Raw genomic sequence first — 16466 nt, forward strand, 5'->3', positions numbered from 1 at the left:
CGTTCACCGGCGCTTCACACGTAGCAGGGAATAGGCGAGGGACCCTGGATGTTGTCGCGCGAGTGACCGAAAAGCAGATCGCCGACTCCCCCGCGCCCACCAGGCCCTCTGACGCCGCAGTGGGGTCCCGCCCAGCGAAGTCAGCCGGCCTGCTCTTCGGCATCGGAGCCTATGGCCTCTGGGGCCTGCTTCCGCTCTACTTCATCACCCTCGCACCCGCCGGACCGGTGGAGATCGTCGCTGACCGGGTGCTCTTCTCCCTCGTCGTCTGCTTCGCGCTCATCGCGGTCATGCGCTCGTGGCGCGCGCTCGCGGCCGCGTTCGGCAATGGCCGCGTGTTCGGTCCGCTGGCGCTCGCGGCGGCACTCATCGCCGTCAACTGGCTCACCTACACGTTCGGGGTGCTCAACGGCCAGGCGATCGAGGCGGCCCTCGGGTACTTCATTAACCCGCTCGTCTCCGTGCTGCTCGGCGTGCTCATCCTCAAGGAGCGGCTGCGGCCCCTCCAGTGGGCGGCCGTCGGAATCGGCACGCTCGCCGTCGTCGTGCTCACCGTCGCCTACGGGCAGGTGCCCTGGATCGCGCTGATCCTCGCCTTCAGCTTCGGCTTCTACGGGCTCGTGAAGAACCGCGTCGGCTCGAAGGTCGACGCCGTCACGAGCCTCACTGTCGAGACGGTCGTGCTCGCGCCCCTCGCGGCAGGCGTCGTCGTGTGGCTCGCCGCCGCCGGTACGCTCACGCTCACGGGGAACGGGGCCGGACACTTCTGGCTGCTCGCGGCGAGCGGCATCATCACCGCGACCCCGCTCCTCTTCTTCGGCGCCGCAGCCCGCCGGCTGCCCATGACCACGGTCGGCCTCCTGCAGTACATCGCGCCCCTGACCCAGTTCGTCCTCGCGGTGACCGTCCTCGGCGAGCACATGCCGGCAGAGCGGTGGGTTGGCTTCGGGATCGTGTGGCTCGCCCTTGCGGCCCTCACCGCGGACATGCTCCTCGTGTCCCGTCGGCGCCGGACGGCCCTTCGCTCCCGCGCGGCCTGAGCCGGCGCAGGACGGACCCTCGACGGCCGGCCCCGAGCATCAGCCCTGCGTGTGGCGCCTGCGCACCGGACCGAGGTCCCGGTGACCCGCGCTCAGCTCCCGGAACAGCAGCATCGAGATGACCGTGTGCGCCGCGAGGTACACGGCCGCTGCCCCTGAGCCGACCAGCGCCACCGCGAGCGTGGCTCCGCCGGCCACGAAGGTGATGAGCGCAGCGAGGACCGCGGTGACCATGGTGTTGAAGCACAGCAGGAAGAACGCGGTGCTGGACACGGCGTGCAGCACCACCGGCCGCCGTGCGCCGAGCGTGTAGGTCGCAAACACGCCCTCGTGGTCGTCCGAGGCGGACGTCACGAACGCCTCCTCGATGCCGGGAGCCAGGTCCCGGTACGCTGCGCGCAGGCGGTTCATCCCCGCGATCAGCAGGTGGTCCTCCTGGCTGCCGATGGTGACCCGGAGCAGGGTCAGCGTGCCGAGGACCAGGATCACCGAGGCGAGCCCGATCGCCATGACCCAGAAGCCTCCGCCGAAGCCCGTCCCCTGCGCTACGAGCGCGAGCACCACGAGGGCCGCCGAGGAAACGGTGAGGTGGATGCTGATGCGGCTCATGAGCTCGCTCCAGAGCATGCTCCGCGTGCCGAGCAGGCTCCAGTGCTCCGTGGCGAGGATCTGGGCAACCACCGCCGGCGGGGCCTGGGCTGCGCTCGGTGTCTGGGCTGCGTCCGGGGTCTGCGCGGCGGGCTGCTCGGACCGGACGGCGGGAAGGGGACCCGGAGGAGGGGCGACGGCGCGGGGTTCAGCGCTCATGCTCCATGGTCGTCCCGTGACCCGGACCCCGTAAAGCCCGGGCCGCGCGCCCTCCCCGGGCGCACGACGGCGGCGGCGAGCCGAGCGCGTCAGGCGGCGGGCGGCGTCGTGCGCACCACCACGGAGGCGAGCCGGACATCTGCCGAGGCGCGGACGATGCGGACGATGACCGCGGCATCGACGACCTCGCGGACCAGGCGGTCGAGGTCCCCGGTCGCGGTTCCCTCCGCCTCCGCCTCGACGTCCAGGACGATGCCGGTGGAGCGCGTCAGGGCATCGTCGAAGGACCCGTCCGCCCGCACCTCGACCCGCCCGAGCAGGATCCCGCGGGCGGCCGCAGCGCCGTGGAGGTCATTGAAGACGCAGGTCGCGAGGGCGAGGTGCAGGAGGTGCCCCCCGGACGGCACGGCGAAGGCCACCTCGGCAGCGCCCGTCCGGTGGTGCCGGATGAGCAGGGGGTCGGTGGGGGCGGCTTCGCCGCCGGTGCCGGGCGCCGCCGTCGTGATCCGCGCCGCGAAGTCCATCGCGCCCGCCCTAGCCGAGCGGGTGGGACTCGACGCGCTCGTAGTCGCGGGGCACCACGACCATCGGGACAGGCAGCGAGCGGAGGACCTTGTTCGCGGTGGAGCCGAGGAACAGCTGGTTCTTCTGCGCGAGCCGGCTCGAGCCGACGATGACGATCTCGCCGTCGAGCCAGTCGATGCTGTCCACGGCGTCCTCGAAGGTGCGCCCGTGCGCCACCTCCACTGTGGCCTCGTGGCCTTCGGGGAGCCGGTGCGCGGCCTCGGTGAGCACGGTGTTGGCGTGGCGGTGGGCGGCGTTGATGTTCTCCCCGAAGTCGTCCGCCCGCGCGTCCAGCTCGACGAGGGAGACGAAGCGCAGGGGGACGTTGCGGCGTCCGGCGGCGATGAGGGCGACCTCGACCGCGGCCTCCGCGCCTTCACGGCGCCCGATGAACGCGGTGATCCGCTCGAGGGGGTCGGTGTGGTGGAACCCGCGGGGTGCCAGCGCGACCGGGACGGGCGAGGCGTGGAGGAGCGCGTTCGCGACCGAGCCCACGGTGTAGCGCTTGAAGAGGCCGTTGCTCGCGGCGCCGATGACAATGAGCGCGGCCTCGAACTCGACCGCGGCCTCGATGAGGGTCGCGGCGAAGGAGTGGCCCTGCCGGATGTGGAAGCGGGCCTCGACATCGGCCGGCACGAGGGCCAGCCCCTCGGTCTGGGCCTGGAGCGCCTGCTGCTGCTGGGCGCTGAGCTTCTTGCCGTCCTCGTTCACCTCGGCGAAGGGCACGTCCTCGCCGAGCACGAGCATGAGGTCCAGCGAGGCGCCCTGCGCGCGGGCGACCGCGACGCCCAGGGCCACCGCGTCTGCGCCGCGATGGTCCGGCTGGTATCCGACAACGTAACGCATGGGCCACCCTCCGTGGTCGAGTCACGGCAGACGGCGAGGGCGCCCGGATGCCCGGGCGCCCTCGTCCGGCCTGCGGCTGATACCGCAGACTCTACCGGTGATCGCGGCTCAGGCGACGGAGCGGATCGCTGCCTCGAGCACGTCGAGCCCGTCGTTGAGCAGCTCGTCGTTGATGACGAGAGGCGGCAGGAGGCGGATCACGTTGCCGTAGGTGCCGCAGGTGAGGATGATGACACCCTCCTTGAGGCAGTACTCGGCGATCTTCTTGGTCGTCTCGGCGTCCGGCTGCTTGTCGCCCGAGGCGCTGCCGGCCTTCACGAACTCGAGGGCGAGCATGGCGCCGCGGCCGCGCAGCTCGCCGATGATGTTCTTCTCGCCGAGCTCGGCCTGGAGCCTGCCGAAGCGCTCCTTGACGATGGCCTCGATCTCGCGGGCGCGGCCGCGCAGGTCCTGGGTGTCCATCGTCTCGATGGCCGCGAGCGCGGCGGCGCAGGCGACCGGATTGCCGCCGTAGGTGCCGCCCAGGCCGCCGGCGTGCACGGCGTCGAGCAGCTCCGCGCGGCCCGTGACGGCCGAGAGCGGCATGCCGCCCGCGATCCCCTTGGCGGTGGTGATGAGGTCAGGGACCACGCCCTCGTGCTGCACCGCGAACCACTCTCCGGTGCGGGCGAAGCCCGACTGGACCTCGTCCGCGATGAAGACGATGCCGTTCTCCTTGGCGAACTCGGCGAGGCGCGGCAGGAAGCCGTCCGCCGGGACGATGAAGCCGCCCTCGCCCTGGATGGGCTCGATGATGATCGCGGCGACCTGGTCCGCGCCGATCTGCTTGCTGATCATGAGGATGGCGCGCTCGGCGGCCTCCTTGCCCGTGATCTGGGCGTTCTCCTCGCGGAACGGGTAGCTCATCGGGGCGCGGTAGACCTCGGGGGCGAACGGGCCGAAGCCGTGCTTGTAGGGCATGGCCTTGGCCGTCAGGCCCATCGTGAGGTTGGTGCGGCCGTGGTAGGCGTGGTCGAACGCGACGACCGCGTTGCGGCCCGTGGCGACACGGGCGATCTTGATCGCGTTCTCGACGGCCTCGGCGCCGGAGTTGAACAGGACGGTGCGCTTGGCGTGGTCGCCCGGGGTGAGCTCGTTGAGCTTCTCGGCCACCGCGACGTAGCCCTCGTAGGGGGAGACCATGAAGCAGGTGTGCGTGAAGTGCTCGACCTGCTCCTTCACCGCACCCACGACGGCGGCGTCGGACGCGCCCACCGTCGTCACCGCGATGCCCGAGCCGAGGTCGATGAAGGAGTTGCCGTCGACGTCGTGGATGATGCCGCCGTCGGCATCGGCGACGTAGACCGGGACGGACGAGGCGACACCGGCGGCGACAGCGTTGGCGCGGCGGGCCGCGAGCTCGAGCGACTTCGGGCCGGGGAAGTCGGCGAGGACCTTGCGCTTCTGCTCGAGGCGGTACTGGATATCCATGGGTGCAGTTCCTTTCGTCCGTTCAAAAGTATGCGAGCGGCGCCACAGAGTGAATGGCCGATCGCACCAGTTGATCGAAGAGCTGTAGTGCGATCGGCCAGCACGAAACCCTATAGTTGTGAGCATGGCCCTGACCCTCGCCGACCTCCTCGCACGCCCCAGCCTGGGGCTCCGCCTCGCCGGCTCCGCGACCGCGACGCTCGAGCGGGAGATCCAGTGGGTCGCCGTCACCGAGCTCGAGAATCCGGCGCCGTTCCTGACCGGCGGCGAGCTGGTCCTCACCACCGGAGTCAGGCAGCGCACGGCCGTCGACCAGCGGAGGTTCGTGCGCGTCCTGCAGCGGGCGGGGGCGCTCGGCATCGGGTTCGGCGTGCGCCTCGGGCACGACGAGATCCCCCCGGCGCTCATCGCGGAGGCGAACCGGTGGGGCCTGCCCGTGATCGAGGTGCCCTACCAGACCCCGTTCATGGCGATCGGCAAGCTCGTCGCTGACTCCCACTCGGCGGACCACTACGCGAGCCTCGAGCGCCTCATCGCAGGCCACCAGGTCCTGGCCCGCTCGCTCCTGACCGGCGGCGGCCTCGAGGACCTGCTCAAGCGGCTCGGGTCGATGCTCGGCACGGACCTCGTGCTCACCCAGTTCACGGCCCAGCTGTACTCCTCGAGCCCGGACGCCGGCGTGCCCTCGATGGACCGTTGGGTCGCCTACCCGATCCCGACCGGCCGCCGCGACGCGTGCACGCTGTGGGCCAAGAAGCCGTTCGAGGACACCGGGATCGTCTCCTACGCCCAGAACCTGATCAGCCTCGAGCTGAACAACCTCACGAAGCAGCGCGAGGCCCAGCGGGCCCTCGCCGGGCAGGTGATGAACGACGTCGTGCGCGGGACCCTCGAGCCGGACGAGGCCTCGCGGCGCCTCGCCGGCGTGGGCGTGAACTCGACCAAGCGGAACGTGGTCCTGCTCGCGGAGTCCGCAGCGCACCACAGGAACCTGCGCGGGACCACGCTCCCGGCCGCCCTCGATGGCGCCGTGAGCGCGATGGTGGACCGGGACCTCGTGGTCATCGTGGAGGACGACGGCGCGCGCGCACCGAAGCTCGCCCGCCTCCTCGCCGACCACCTCACCGAGGCCGGGATCCACGCCACGACCGGGATCGGCGGGGCGTACACCAAGCCCAACGGGCTGCGCTGGAGCTACTTCGAGGCGAAGGAGGCCACCGGGCGTGGGCTCGACGTCAACGAGCCGGAACGGCTCAGCCTCACGTCGCTGCTGCTCGCGAGCGAGGACGTGCCGCTCGCCGACATGGCCGGGGAGGCGATCGGGCCGCTCGTGCGCTTCGACACGCAGCATGGGGCGGAGCTCGTGCACACGCTCGAGACGTACTTGGCGCACAACGGGTCCGTGGCCCAGGTGGCGGAGGAGCTCAACCTGCACCGCAACACCGTGCGCTACCGGCTCGGGCAGATCGCCGAGCTCACCGGGTACGACCCGGCCGTCACCGCCGACCGCGTCCAGCTGTACCTGGCCCTCGCGGTGCGGAAGATCGCCAGGGCCTGACCTCTCCGCCCCCTGCGCCGAGGTCACCCCCTCTGGCGCCGAAGTCACCCCGTGTGGCGCCGAAGTCACCCCTTGTCGAGCGCCCAGAACTGGCACCGGGGTGACCTCGCGCCCACACGGGGTGATGTCGGCGGAGGTGGTGGGGTCAGCTGGGGATGGCTGCCCCGTTGGAGATCTGCACCATCTCCTCGCGGGAGACGACCTTGACGCGCTCGCGCGCCACCTCGCCCTTGTGCGTCACGGCCGGGGCAGCGGCGGAGCCGAGGGCCTTCTCGTGGGCGTCGAGGGCGATCCAGCCCTCCCACGTCGTGAACTCCACGCCGCGCGACGCGAGCAGCTCGGTCACGGAGTCCTCAGCGGGCTCGTCAGCGACGGGAAGCTCCTCGCGCGCCTCGAGCAGGTGCCCGATCGTCTCGAGGGCATCGCCCTTGGTGTGGCCGATGAGGCCCACCGGGCCGCGCTTGATCCAGCCCGTCGTGTAGACGCCCGGGACGAACGCGCCGTCGGCACCCAGGACGCGGCCGCCGTCGTTCGGGACGACGCCGCGACGGTGGTCGAACTCGAGGTCCGGCAGGGACGAGCCGAAGTAGCCGATGGCGCGGTAGACGGCCTGGACGGGGTAGTCGGTGAACTCGCCGGTGCCACGGACGTTCCCGGTGCCGTCGAGCTCCTGGCGCTCGAAGCGGATCCCGGCGACCTTCCCCGGGGCCTCGGGCGAGTCGACGATCTCGACCGGACTCTGCAGGAAGTGCAGGTGCAGGCGGCGGGACGCGGTCAGCTCGGAGAGGTCCTCGGGCTGCTCCGCGATCCAGTTGGTCAGGGTGCCGACCATGGTCTTGACCTGGTTGTTGCTCTGGATCTCGCGGTCCGAGGCCTCGTCGAACTCGAAGTCCTCCGGGTACAGCACGATGTCGACGTCGTGCGAGTGGGAGAGCTCGCGCAGCTCGAGCGGGGTGAACTTGACCTGCGCGGGGCCGCGGCGGCCGAACACGTGCACGTCGGTAACCGGGGACTCCTTGAGGATCCGGTAGACGTTGTCCGGGATCTCGGTGACGAGCAGCTCGTCGGCGTGCTTCGAGAGCACGCGCGCGACGTCGAGCGCCACGTTGCCGTTGCCGATGACGGCGATCTCCTTCGCCTCCAGCGGCCACTCGCGCGGCACGTCGGGGTGCCCGTCGTACCACGAGACGAAGTCGGCAGCTCCGAAGGAGCCCTCGAGCTCGACGCCGGGGATGTTCAGGTCCGCGTCCTTGATGGCACCGGTCGCGAAGATCACGGCGTCGTAGTGGCGCTGGAGGTCCGCGAGCGTCAGGTCCGTGCCGTAGTCGACGTTGCCGAAGAAGCGGATGTCGCCCCTGTCGAGCACCTTGTGCAGGGCGTTGACGATCCCCTTGATCCGGGGATGGTCCGGCGCCACGCCGTAGCGGATCAGCCCGTACGGCGCCGGGTAGCGGTCGAACAGGTCGATGCTCAGCGTGAGCTCCCCCGAGGAGACCGGAGCGCTCTTGGTCAGGAGGTCCGCGGCGTACACGCCGGCGGGGCCGGACCCGATGACGGCGATGCGGAGCGGGCGGGCGGCGGTGCCGCGGGGGTCAGGGGCGGTGTTCGACACTAGGTGGTTCCTTCGGTGTGGTGATCCATTGCTGAGCAGATGTCGTTATGGGTGCTCAGAACGACATCTACGGAGCAGTCGATGACAGGTGGGGGGCGCGGGCGCGGCGAAGGTCCGAGGGCGCGTACGGGCTCACGCGCACGACGTCGCCAATGACGATCACGGCCGGGTTCGCGACTCCGACGGCGCGGGCCCGATCTACGATCGTACCCAGTGTCGCGATGGTGACGCGCTGCTCCGGTGTCCAGCCGCGCTCGACGATCGCGACCGGCGTCGTGCCGGCCAGGCCGCGGGAGCGCAGGACGGCGACGGAGTCGGCCAGCCGGCGCACGCCCATGAGCAGGACGATCGTGTGGTCGGGCCGGGCGGGCAGCTCGGCGAGCTCGTCGTGGCCGGTCGCGACCGAGAAGCCGGTGGCGAGGCCCCGGTGCGTGACCGGGATCCCGGCGGCGGCGGGGACGGAGACGGCGCTCGTGACGCCGGGCACCACCTCGACGTCGACGCCATGGCGCCGGCAGTACTCGGCCTCCTCGCCCCCGCGGCCCAGGACGTACGGGTCGCCGCCCTTGAGCCGCACGACGACGTTCCCGGCCGTCGCCTCGCGCACGAGGATCTCGTTGATCTCGTGCTGCGTGGCCTGGTGCGCGCCGGGGGCCTTGCCGACCTCGATGACGCGCACGGAGTCGGAGAGCTCGGCCAGGAGGCCGCGCGGGCCGAGCCTGTCGGCCACGACGACGTCGGCCTCGGCCAGGAGCTGGCGGCCGCGGACGGTGATGAGCCCCTCGGCGCCGGGGCCGCCGCCCACGAGGGACACGCGTCCGGCCGGGGAGGGCGCGCGGTGGCGCCGCAGCGGCAGCTTGCCCTCGCGGAGCGCGGAAACGATCGCGTCCTTGAGCGCCTTGGCCCGCCGCGGGTCTCCCCCGGCGTTCACGGCGACGGTGACGTCGTCCACCCGGGCCGTCGCAGGGGTCCACGCCGCGGAGGCTTCGTGGTCCGCGGCGTTGACGCACCAGATGCGGCGCTCCTCCGCCTCGGCGGCCACGCGGGCATCCACGCCGGGCACGCCGGTCGCGGTCTGGACGAACCACACGCCGTCGAGGTCGCGCGTCTCGTACCCGCGGCGCACCCACGCGACGAGTCCCGCCTCGGCCAGGCGCACGACGTCGTGCCCCGCCTCGGGCGCCACGACGGTCACCTTCGCGCCGGCGTCGAGCAGGCCCTGCGCGCGTCGCGCGGCGACCTTGCCGCCGCCGACGACGAGCACGTCCCGCCCGAGGAGGCGCAGCGAGGTGGGGTACAGGTCGATGCCGCTCATCGCGTGCCTCCTGCCAGGAGTCCGCGGCGCGTCAGCAGGCGCCGCTCGACGGGTCCGAACACGGCGAGCTCGATGAGGACACCGACGCCGAGGATGATGAGGATGGCGCTCATGACCACGCCCATGTCGCTCAGGGTCCGGCCCTGGTCGAGCAGGGAGCCGAGTCCGAAGCCCATCGTGCCGCCCACGGCGATGATCTCCGCGGCCATGAGGGAGCGCCACGAGAAGGCCCAGCCCTGCTTGAGCCCCGCGACGTAGCCGGGCAGGGCCGCGGGGAGGATGACCTGGAGCGCAAGCTCGGTGCGCGATGCCCCGAGGACCGTCGCGACCCGCCGGTACTGCGGCGGCACCTGGTCGATGCCCGAGACGAGCCCGTTGACGATCGAGGGGATCGCGCCCATGAGCACCACGAAGTACACCGTCGCGTCGGTGAGGCCGAACCAGATGATCGCCGCCGGGACCCACGCGACCGACGGGAGCACCTGCAGGCCCGAGATGAGCGGCCCGAACGCGCGGCGCAGGGTCTTGACCTGGCCGAGCAGCAGGCCGAGCGGGGTGGCGACGACGACGCTCACGGCGAAGCCGAGGAGGCCGCGCTGCAGCGACGTCCAGACCGCCTCCTGCACCGTGCCCTCGGCCCAGAGCTGGGCGAGGGAGCCGAGGACGTCGAGCGGGCCGGGGACGAGGTCCCGGCGCTTGAGGCCGAGGCCGACGTACAGCTGCCACGCGAGCAGCAGCACGACGACGGCCGCGAGGGGCAGGAGCGCCCGGCTCCAGTCGCGGCGCCGCCTGACGGTGTCGGACTGGAGCTCGTCGAGGCCGGCTTCGAGGGCACGCAGCTCGGCCGCGTCGACGGAGCCGGCGGCGTGGACGGAAACGCCCGTGGGCTCCTTCTCGAGGGTTGAGTTACTTGCCATGGCGTGCGATCTCCTCGCGCAGTCGTGAGGTGAGCTGCCCGGTGAGGGCGGCGGCAGCGGCGGCGTCGTGCTTCGTCGCCTCGGGCACCGCCCACTCGGCGACGACCCGGCCTGGCCGGGACGAGAGGAGCAGGACCCGCTGGCCGAGGCGGACGGCCTCGCGGACGTTGTGGGTGACGAAGATGATGGTCCGGCCGGTCTCACGCCAGATCCGGCTGAGCTCCTCGTGGAGGAGGTCGCGGGTGATGGCGTCGAGGGCCGCGAACGGCTCGTCCATGAGGAGGACCTGCCGGTCCTGCGAGAGGGCCCGGGCGAGGGCGACGCGCTGGCGCATGCCCCCTGAGAGCTCATGCGGCCGCTTGTCGCCGGCCTCGCCGAGGTGGACCAGGTCGAGGAGCTCGACGGCCCGTGCCCGCCGCTCGGCCTTTGGGACGCCGCGGAGCCTGAGCGCGAGCTCGATGTTCCCGCGTGCGGTGAGCCACGGGTAGAGGGCGGCGTCCTGGAACATGAACGCCGCGCCGTCGGCCGGCACCTCGAGCGCGCCCGCGGTGGGCCGCTCGAGGCCGGCGATGATGTTCAGCAGCGTGGACTTGCCGCAGCCGGAGGCGCCCAGCAGCGCGACGAACTCGCCTTGGGCGATGCTCGCGTTGACGCCGTCGAGGACGGGGGCGCCATCGCCGAAGCGCTTGCCGAGGTTTTCGAGAAGTACGGTCATCGGGTGGCCTCCTCGAGCCAGTGCAGGTCGAACAGGCCGGTGAGGTCGGCCTCCTTCGTGACGCCGGCGGTGACGCCGTCGTGGAGGAGCTTCGGGTACGCGCCGGCGAGCGGATCGGTCGTGAAGGTGATGTTGGCCAGGGCCCGCTCGATCACGTCGGCGGGGAGCTCGGAGCCGGAGGCGGCCTTGAGGCCGGCGTTGACGGTGCTCGCCTTCTCGGCCGCGCTGGCCCTGCTGAGCCAGTCGACGGCGGCGACGTGCCCCTTCAGGAGCGCCTCCACAGTCTGGGGGTGCTCGGCGGCGAACGTCCTGTTGACGATGAGGACGGTGGTCGGGAACAGCCCCGGCTTGCCGGTGCCCGTCCCGTCCCAGAGGTCCTTCTCGTCGACCAGGACCTTGGCCCCGGCCTGCAGCACGAGGCGGGACGCCCACGGCTCGGGCAGCCACGCGCCGTCGAGCTTCCCGTCCTGGAAGAGCTTGAGGGTCTGGGCGTTCTCGGTGGGGTTGACGGTGACGTCTCCGCCGCCGTTCGGGGTCGTGGCCAGGCCCTTCGAGGCGAGGTAGGCGCGCAGGGCCACGTCCTGCGTGCCGCCGAGCTGCGGCGTGGCCAGGACCTTGCCCCTGAGCTGGTCCGGGGACGTGATCTCCGGCCTCACCACCAGCTGGGCGCCGCCGGCGGCAGCCCCGGCGATGACGGCGATGGACTGTCCGTTGCTCTTGACGAAGGAGTTGATGGCCGGGTTCGGACCGACGTAGGCCGCGTCGATCGCCCCGGCGTTGAGGGCCTCGATCGCCGCGGGGCCGGCGTTGAACACCTGGGTGGCCATGGTGTCGGTCCCGGCGGCCTTGAGCGCGTCGGCGACGAGCCCGTTCTGGACGCCGACGAGGGCCGGCGCGTGCGTGACGTTGCCGAAGTAGCCGAGCCGCAGCTGCGGCGCGGGCGTCCCGGCGGCGGCCGCGGACGCGGTCGGCTTCTCGCCCGGATTCACGGCGGTCGCGATCGCGGCGGCCGCGCCCAGCAGGAGGACGACGGCGGCGGCGAGCCCGAGCTTGAACCCTCGCCCCCGCGTCGCCTCCCTCTCGGCGGAGTCGGCGGTGATGCGGATGGTGTCGGGGCGGCTGGCGGGCGTCTCGGTGCTCTGGGTCATGAGGTGGTCCTCGGTCTCTCGCAGGGTCGGCAGGTCTCGGGTGGGGCCTATCGACGAGCCCGACATCGGGGCGTGCCGGCCACCGTGCGGGTGCGGTCCTGCGGGATCATGCGTTCAAGCATGGACGCGGCGGGTTCCGCCGGCCAAGGGTCCGGTCACGGGCGTTCACGCTGCGTCACGCGGCGTCACAGACCGCCGGGCGGTGTCCGCGCCGTGCGGCGGGAATGCGAAAGGCGCGGCCCCCGAAGGGACCGCGCCTCTCGCAGGCTGCGGGGATCAGCGCAGGTCGAAGCGGTCCGCCTCCATGACCTTGGTCCACGCGGCGATGAAGTCGTTGACGAACTTCTCCTTCGCGTCCTCGCTCGCGTAGACCTCGGAGAGGGCGCGGAGCTGGGAGTTGGAGCCGAAGATGAGGTCGACCGCGGTGGCCGTCCACTTCAGCTCACCGGTGGACAGATCGTGGATCTCGTAGACGTTCTCCTCGCTCTCCGAGGCCTTCCACTGGGTGCCCGGCGAGAGGAGGTTGACGAAGAAGTCGTTCGTCAGGATCCCCGGCCGGTCGGTGAGGACGCCGTGCGCGGAGCCGCCGATGTTGCCGCCGAGCGCGCGCATGCCGCCCACGAGGGCCGTCATCTCCGGGGCGGACAGGCCCAGCATGTAGGCCTTGTCCACGAGCAGCACCTCCGCGGGGGTCTTCTCGCCCTGACGGAGGTAGTTGCGGAACCCATCGGCGCGCGGCTCGAGGTACGCCACCGACTGGACGTCGGTCTGCTCCTGGGTCGCGTCCGTGCGGCCCGGCCGGAAGGGAACCGTCACGTCGAAGCCGGCGTCACGGGCCCCCTTCTCGACCGCGGCACAGCCGCCGAGGACGATCAGGTCCGCGAGGGAGATCTTCTTCCCGCCCGTCTGCTCGTCGTTGAACTGCCGCTGCACGCCCTCGAGGGTCTGCAGCGCGGTAGCGAGCTGCTCGGGCTCGTTGACCTCCCAGGCGCGCTGCGGCTCGAGCCGGACGCGGGCGCCGTTGGCCCCGCCGCGCCGGTCCGTCTTGCGGTATGTCGACGCCGAGGCCCACGCCGTCGCGATGAGCTGCTCGGGCGTGAGGCCGGAGTCGAGGAGCCGAGACTTGAGGGCGGCGACGTCCGCCTCGTCCACGAGCTCGTGGTCCACGGCCGGGACCGGGTCCTGCCACAGCTGGGGCTCCGGGACCCACGGGCCGAGCATGTGCGGGCCGACCGGGCCCATGTCGCGGTGGAGGAGCTTGTACCAGGCCTTGCCGAACGCGAGCGCGAACTCGTCCGGGTTCTCCAGGAAGCGGCGGCCGATCTTCTCGTACGTGGGGTCGACGCGCAGCGAGAGGTCGGTCGTGAGCATCGTGGGACGGTGCTTCTTCTCGCGGTCGAACGGGTCCGGGATGATCTCCGGGGCGTCCTTGGCCACCCACTGGTGGGCGCCCGCGGGGCTCTTGGTGAGCTCCCATTCGTACCCGAAGAGGATCTCGAGGAAGCGATTGCTCCACTGGGTCGGGCGGTCAGTCCAGGTGACCTCGAGGCCCGACGTGATCGTGTCCCCGCCCTTGCCCGTGCCGTAGTTGCTGAGCCAGCCCAGCCCCTGGTTCTCGAGGTTCGCGCCTTCCGGCTCGGGGCCGACATGGGTGTCGGCGGGAGCCGCGCCATGGGTCTTGCCGAACGTGTGGCCGCCGGCGATGAGCGCGAAGGTCTCCTCGTCGTTCATCGCCATGCGCCCGAACGTCTCGCGGATGAACACCGCGGCCGCCGCAGGGTCAGGGTTGCCCTGGGGGCCCTCCGGGTTGACGTAGATGAGGCCCATCTCGGTGGCGCCGACCACCGGGACCATCTCCTTCTCGCCGACGTAGCGGTCCGGGCTCAGCCAGGTGTCCTCGGTGCCCCAGAAGATCTCCTCGGGCTCCCACACGTCCTCGCGGCCGAAGGCGAACCCGAAGGTCTCGAAGCCCATCGACTCGAGCGCGACGTTGCCAGCGAGGACGATGAGGTCGGCCCACGAGATCTTCTGGCCGTACTTCTGCTTCACGGGCCACAGGAGGCGCCGGGCCTTGTCCAGGTTGGCGTTGTCCGGCCAGCTGTTCAGCGGCGCGAACCGCTGGGAGCCGTCGCCGGCCCCGCCACGGCCGTCGAAGACGCGGTAGGTGCCCGCGGCGTGCCAGCTCAGGCGGATCATGAGCCCGCCGTAGTGGCCGAAGTCGGCGGGCCACCAGTCCTGGGACGTCGTGAGCGCCGTCGCGATGTCCTGCTTGAGCGCCTCGACGTCCAGCTTGGCGAACTCTTCGCGGTAGCTGAAGTCCTCACCGAGGGGGTTGCCCGCCGGGTTGTGCGCGTGGAGCACCGTCAGGTCGAGCTGGTTGGGCCACCAGTCCGAGTTCTTGCGCGGGCGGTGCGCCTTGGGCTTCGGCGAGTCAATCGCCGGGTTCTCGCTCTCGCTGCCGTGCGAGGTCACGCTGTCATGCGCGACAGGGCATCCGCCCTGCTGGCTCTCAGTCATTGCTTCCTTCCCTCCCCCGGGCCCGCCTCGGGACTCGGGCAACCGTCACGAATTCTGGCCCCTTGGAGCACGTCTGGTACGAGCACGGCGGCCGGAGGACGCTCTCGGAGAAGGTGCGGCCGCGGCGCCGTACTGTGCACCTCTGACGCTAGCAGTGAGGGGCGCACGTCGTCTTGTTAGGTGTCCATTCATTGGACGGCCCGGGCGAGCGCCGCGATGTCCGCCGGTGTCGTGCGGCAGCACCCTCCCACGAGACGCGCACCGAGGCCGAGCCACTCCCCGGCGCACGAGGCGAGCGTGGCGGCGTCGTGCTGAGCGCCCCAGGCCTTGGTGTCCGGGTCATAGGGCTCCCCGGCGTTCGGGTACACCGCCAAGGGGAGGTCCGTGGACCGGGCCAAGTGCGCGAGCCCGCGGCTCGCCAGGGTGGGCGGGACGCAGTTGATGCCGACGGCGGCCAGCCCGGGTCGGCCGGTCAGCTCGCCGGCGAGCCTGCTCACTGGCGTGCCGTCGCTGAGGTGCTCGGCGTCGCGGAGGGTCACGCTGAGCCACGCCGTGGCGCCGAGGTCCCCGACGAGGTCCGCGAGCGCGAGGGCCTCCTCACCGGAGGGGATCGTCTCGCACGCGAGGACGTCTGCGCCGGCCTCGAGCAGCGCCTCCGCCCGCGGGCGGTGGAAGGCGAGGAACTGCCCACGCGTGAGCCGGTAGTCGCCGCGGTACTCGGAGCCGTCGGCGAGGTACGCGCCGTAGGGGCCCACCGACCCGGCGATGAAGAGCTCCGGCGAGCCAAGCCGCTCGGCGAGGCGCCGCCGTCGTGCGCTGTCGGCGAGGCGGACGCTCAGGCGCACGACGTCGAGGGCCTCCTGGCCGCTGAGCCCTCGCCTCCTGAGGCCGGCCGGCGCGGCCTGGTAGCTCGCGGTGGTCGCGACGCGGGCGCCGGCGCGGAAGTAGTCGAGGTGGACGGCCTCGATGGTCTCGGGCGCCTCGAGGAGGACCTTCGCGGACCACAGCGGGTCCGCGAGGTCGAAGCCGCGGGTCTCGAGCTCGGTCGCGAGCCCGCCGTCGAGCACGAGGGTCTCCCCCGCGGCGAGCGCGGCGGCGACTGGGTTCGGCGTGGCCTCCATGGAACGAGGCTAGTGCGCGGTCAGCGGTAGTGGACGCTGACGCTCCCCGAGCCGGTCTTGGCCTGGATGCGGTTGGGCGCCTTCGGGTCGGAGGTCACGTTGACCTGACGGCTGCCCGAGCCGGTGTCCACGTCCACCGCGTAGGAGCCCTGCGGGACGCGGAGCGTGATGCTGCCGGACCCGGTCTCGGCGGCGAGGGAGCTCGCGGCACGGGCGAGGTCGAGGGTGATGCTGCCGCTTCCGGTGTGCGCGGTGACCTGGGAGGACTGGAGGTCCGAGGCGGTGATGCTGCCGGACCCCGTCTCGAGGCGCAGGGAGTCCGCGATCCCGCGGGCCGTGACGGTGCCGGAACCGGTCTTGGCGTCCGTGCCCCCGAGCCGTCCGGTTAGCGTGACCGAGCCCGAGCCCTGGTCGATCGAGACCGCGGTCCCGTCTGGCACGGAGAGGATGTAGTCGATCGAGCACCAGGACAGGAAGCCGGAGCAGCCCGCGGCGAGCCGCAGTGTCTGTGCGTCGACCGATTCCTCGGGCGCGGGCTGGGCGTTGAAGGGGCCCCAGTGGGCCTCGCGGGTCACCTCGATCCGGCCGGGCGTGCCGCCGGCGCGGATGTCGATGGTCCCGGAGCCGCCGCGGACTTCGACCCTCGAGATCTGCTCGGTGAAGGTCCGGTTCGTCGTGGCCGACTGCCCGAAGACGCCTCCGCCGGAGCTCAGGGCGAGGAAGCCCGCGGCGCCGGCAAGGATCAGGGTTGCGCCGAGGCCGAGGGCAAGCCAGGGCCACCACGGCCGGGGCCGCGGGGGCGCGGGCTGAGGCGCTGTGCTCATGCTCCGACGGTA

The 16466-nt window shown here is 71.9% G+C and carries 14 protein-coding genes; 2 read left to right on the forward strand and 12 right to left on the reverse strand.

Annotation, left to right across the window (positions count from 1 at the left end; all coding sequences use genetic code 11):
• Positions 1-62: 62 nt before the first annotated feature.
• On the forward strand, positions 63-1040 hold the full coding sequence (gene rarD / locus CGQ25_RS12430; protein WP_369802219.1) for an EamA family transporter RarD: 978 nt from the start codon (positions 63-65) through the stop codon (positions 1038-1040).
• 39 nt (positions 1041-1079) lie between these two features.
• On the opposite strand, the gene CGQ25_RS12435 is transcribed toward rarD, so the two are convergent.
• The 4 genes from CGQ25_RS12435 to gabT form a co-directional block, all read right to left on the reverse strand.
• Positions 1080-1847: a hypothetical protein gene (locus CGQ25_RS12435; protein ID WP_208710148.1), complete on the reverse strand. Its 768-nt coding sequence runs from the start codon at positions 1845-1847 to the stop codon at positions 1080-1082.
• Positions 1848-1936: 89 nt separating this feature from the next.
• Positions 1937-2371, reverse strand: a complete 435-nt coding sequence (locus CGQ25_RS12440; protein WP_208710150.1) for an OsmC family protein — start codon at positions 2369-2371, stop codon at positions 1937-1939.
• 10 nt (positions 2372-2381) lie between these two features.
• Positions 2382-3257, reverse strand: a complete 876-nt coding sequence (locus CGQ25_RS12445; RefSeq protein WP_208710152.1) for a universal stress protein — start codon at positions 3255-3257, stop codon at positions 2382-2384.
• Positions 3258-3365: 108 nt separating this feature from the next.
• Positions 3366-4727, reverse strand: a complete 1362-nt coding sequence (gene gabT / locus CGQ25_RS12450) for a 4-aminobutyrate--2-oxoglutarate transaminase (protein ID WP_208710154.1) — start codon at positions 4725-4727, stop codon at positions 3366-3368.
• 124 nt (positions 4728-4851) lie between these two features.
• On the opposite strand from gabT, the gene CGQ25_RS12455 reads away from it, so the two are divergent.
• The gene (locus CGQ25_RS12455) at positions 4852-6285 is read left to right on the forward strand and encodes a PucR family transcriptional regulator (RefSeq protein ID WP_208710156.1); all 1434 of its coding nucleotides are present in this window, start codon (positions 4852-4854) and stop codon (positions 6283-6285) included.
• Between the two features lie 145 nt (positions 6286-6430).
• Here CGQ25_RS12455 and CGQ25_RS12460 read toward each other — a convergent pair whose 3' ends face one another.
• From CGQ25_RS12460 to CGQ25_RS12495, 8 genes are all read right to left on the reverse strand, one after another.
• On the reverse strand, positions 6431-7897 hold the full coding sequence (locus tag CGQ25_RS12460; RefSeq protein WP_208710158.1) for an FAD-dependent oxidoreductase: 1467 nt from the start codon (positions 7895-7897) through the stop codon (positions 6431-6433).
• Between the two features lie 67 nt (positions 7898-7964).
• Positions 7965-9212, reverse strand: a complete 1248-nt coding sequence (gene cobA / locus CGQ25_RS12465; RefSeq protein WP_208710160.1) for a uroporphyrinogen-III C-methyltransferase — start codon at positions 9210-9212, stop codon at positions 7965-7967.
• On the reverse strand, positions 9209-10129 hold the full coding sequence (locus CGQ25_RS12470) for an ABC transporter permease (RefSeq protein ID WP_208710162.1): 921 nt from the start codon (positions 10127-10129) through the stop codon (positions 9209-9211). The genes cobA and CGQ25_RS12470 overlap by 4 nt, the downstream gene beginning before the upstream one ends.
• Positions 10119-10844 carry an ABC transporter ATP-binding protein gene (locus tag CGQ25_RS12475; protein WP_208710164.1) on the reverse strand — a complete coding sequence of 242 codons (726 nt, stop codon included), beginning with the start codon at positions 10842-10844 and terminating at the stop codon, positions 10119-10121. The genes CGQ25_RS12470 and CGQ25_RS12475 overlap by 11 nt, the downstream gene beginning before the upstream one ends.
• A complete protein-coding gene (locus CGQ25_RS12480) occupies positions 10841-11992 on the reverse strand; it encodes an ABC transporter substrate-binding protein (protein ID WP_208710166.1) in 1152 nt (383 codons plus the stop codon). The genes CGQ25_RS12475 and CGQ25_RS12480 overlap by 4 nt, the downstream gene beginning before the upstream one ends.
• Before the next feature lie 276 nt (positions 11993-12268).
• The gene (gene katG / locus CGQ25_RS12485) at positions 12269-14509 is read right to left on the reverse strand and encodes a catalase/peroxidase HPI (RefSeq protein WP_208710168.1); all 2241 of its coding nucleotides are present in this window, start codon (positions 14507-14509) and stop codon (positions 12269-12271) included.
• 188 nt (positions 14510-14697) lie between these two features.
• Entirely contained in the window at positions 14698-15630 is a 933-nt protein-coding gene (gene mmuM, locus CGQ25_RS12490) for a homocysteine S-methyltransferase (protein ID WP_208710170.1), read from the reverse strand.
• Positions 15631-15650: 20 nt separating this feature from the next.
• Positions 15651-16454, reverse strand: coding sequence for a DUF4097 family beta strand repeat-containing protein (locus CGQ25_RS12495; RefSeq protein WP_208710172.1), 804 nt, complete (start codon positions 16452-16454; stop codon positions 15651-15653).
• Between the last annotated feature and the right edge of the window lie 12 nt (positions 16455-16466).

This window comes from Sinomonas sp. R1AF57 (assembly GCF_002224485.1).
In the GTDB taxonomy this organism is placed as follows: domain Bacteria; phylum Actinomycetota; class Actinomycetes; order Actinomycetales; family Micrococcaceae; genus Sinomonas; species Sinomonas flava.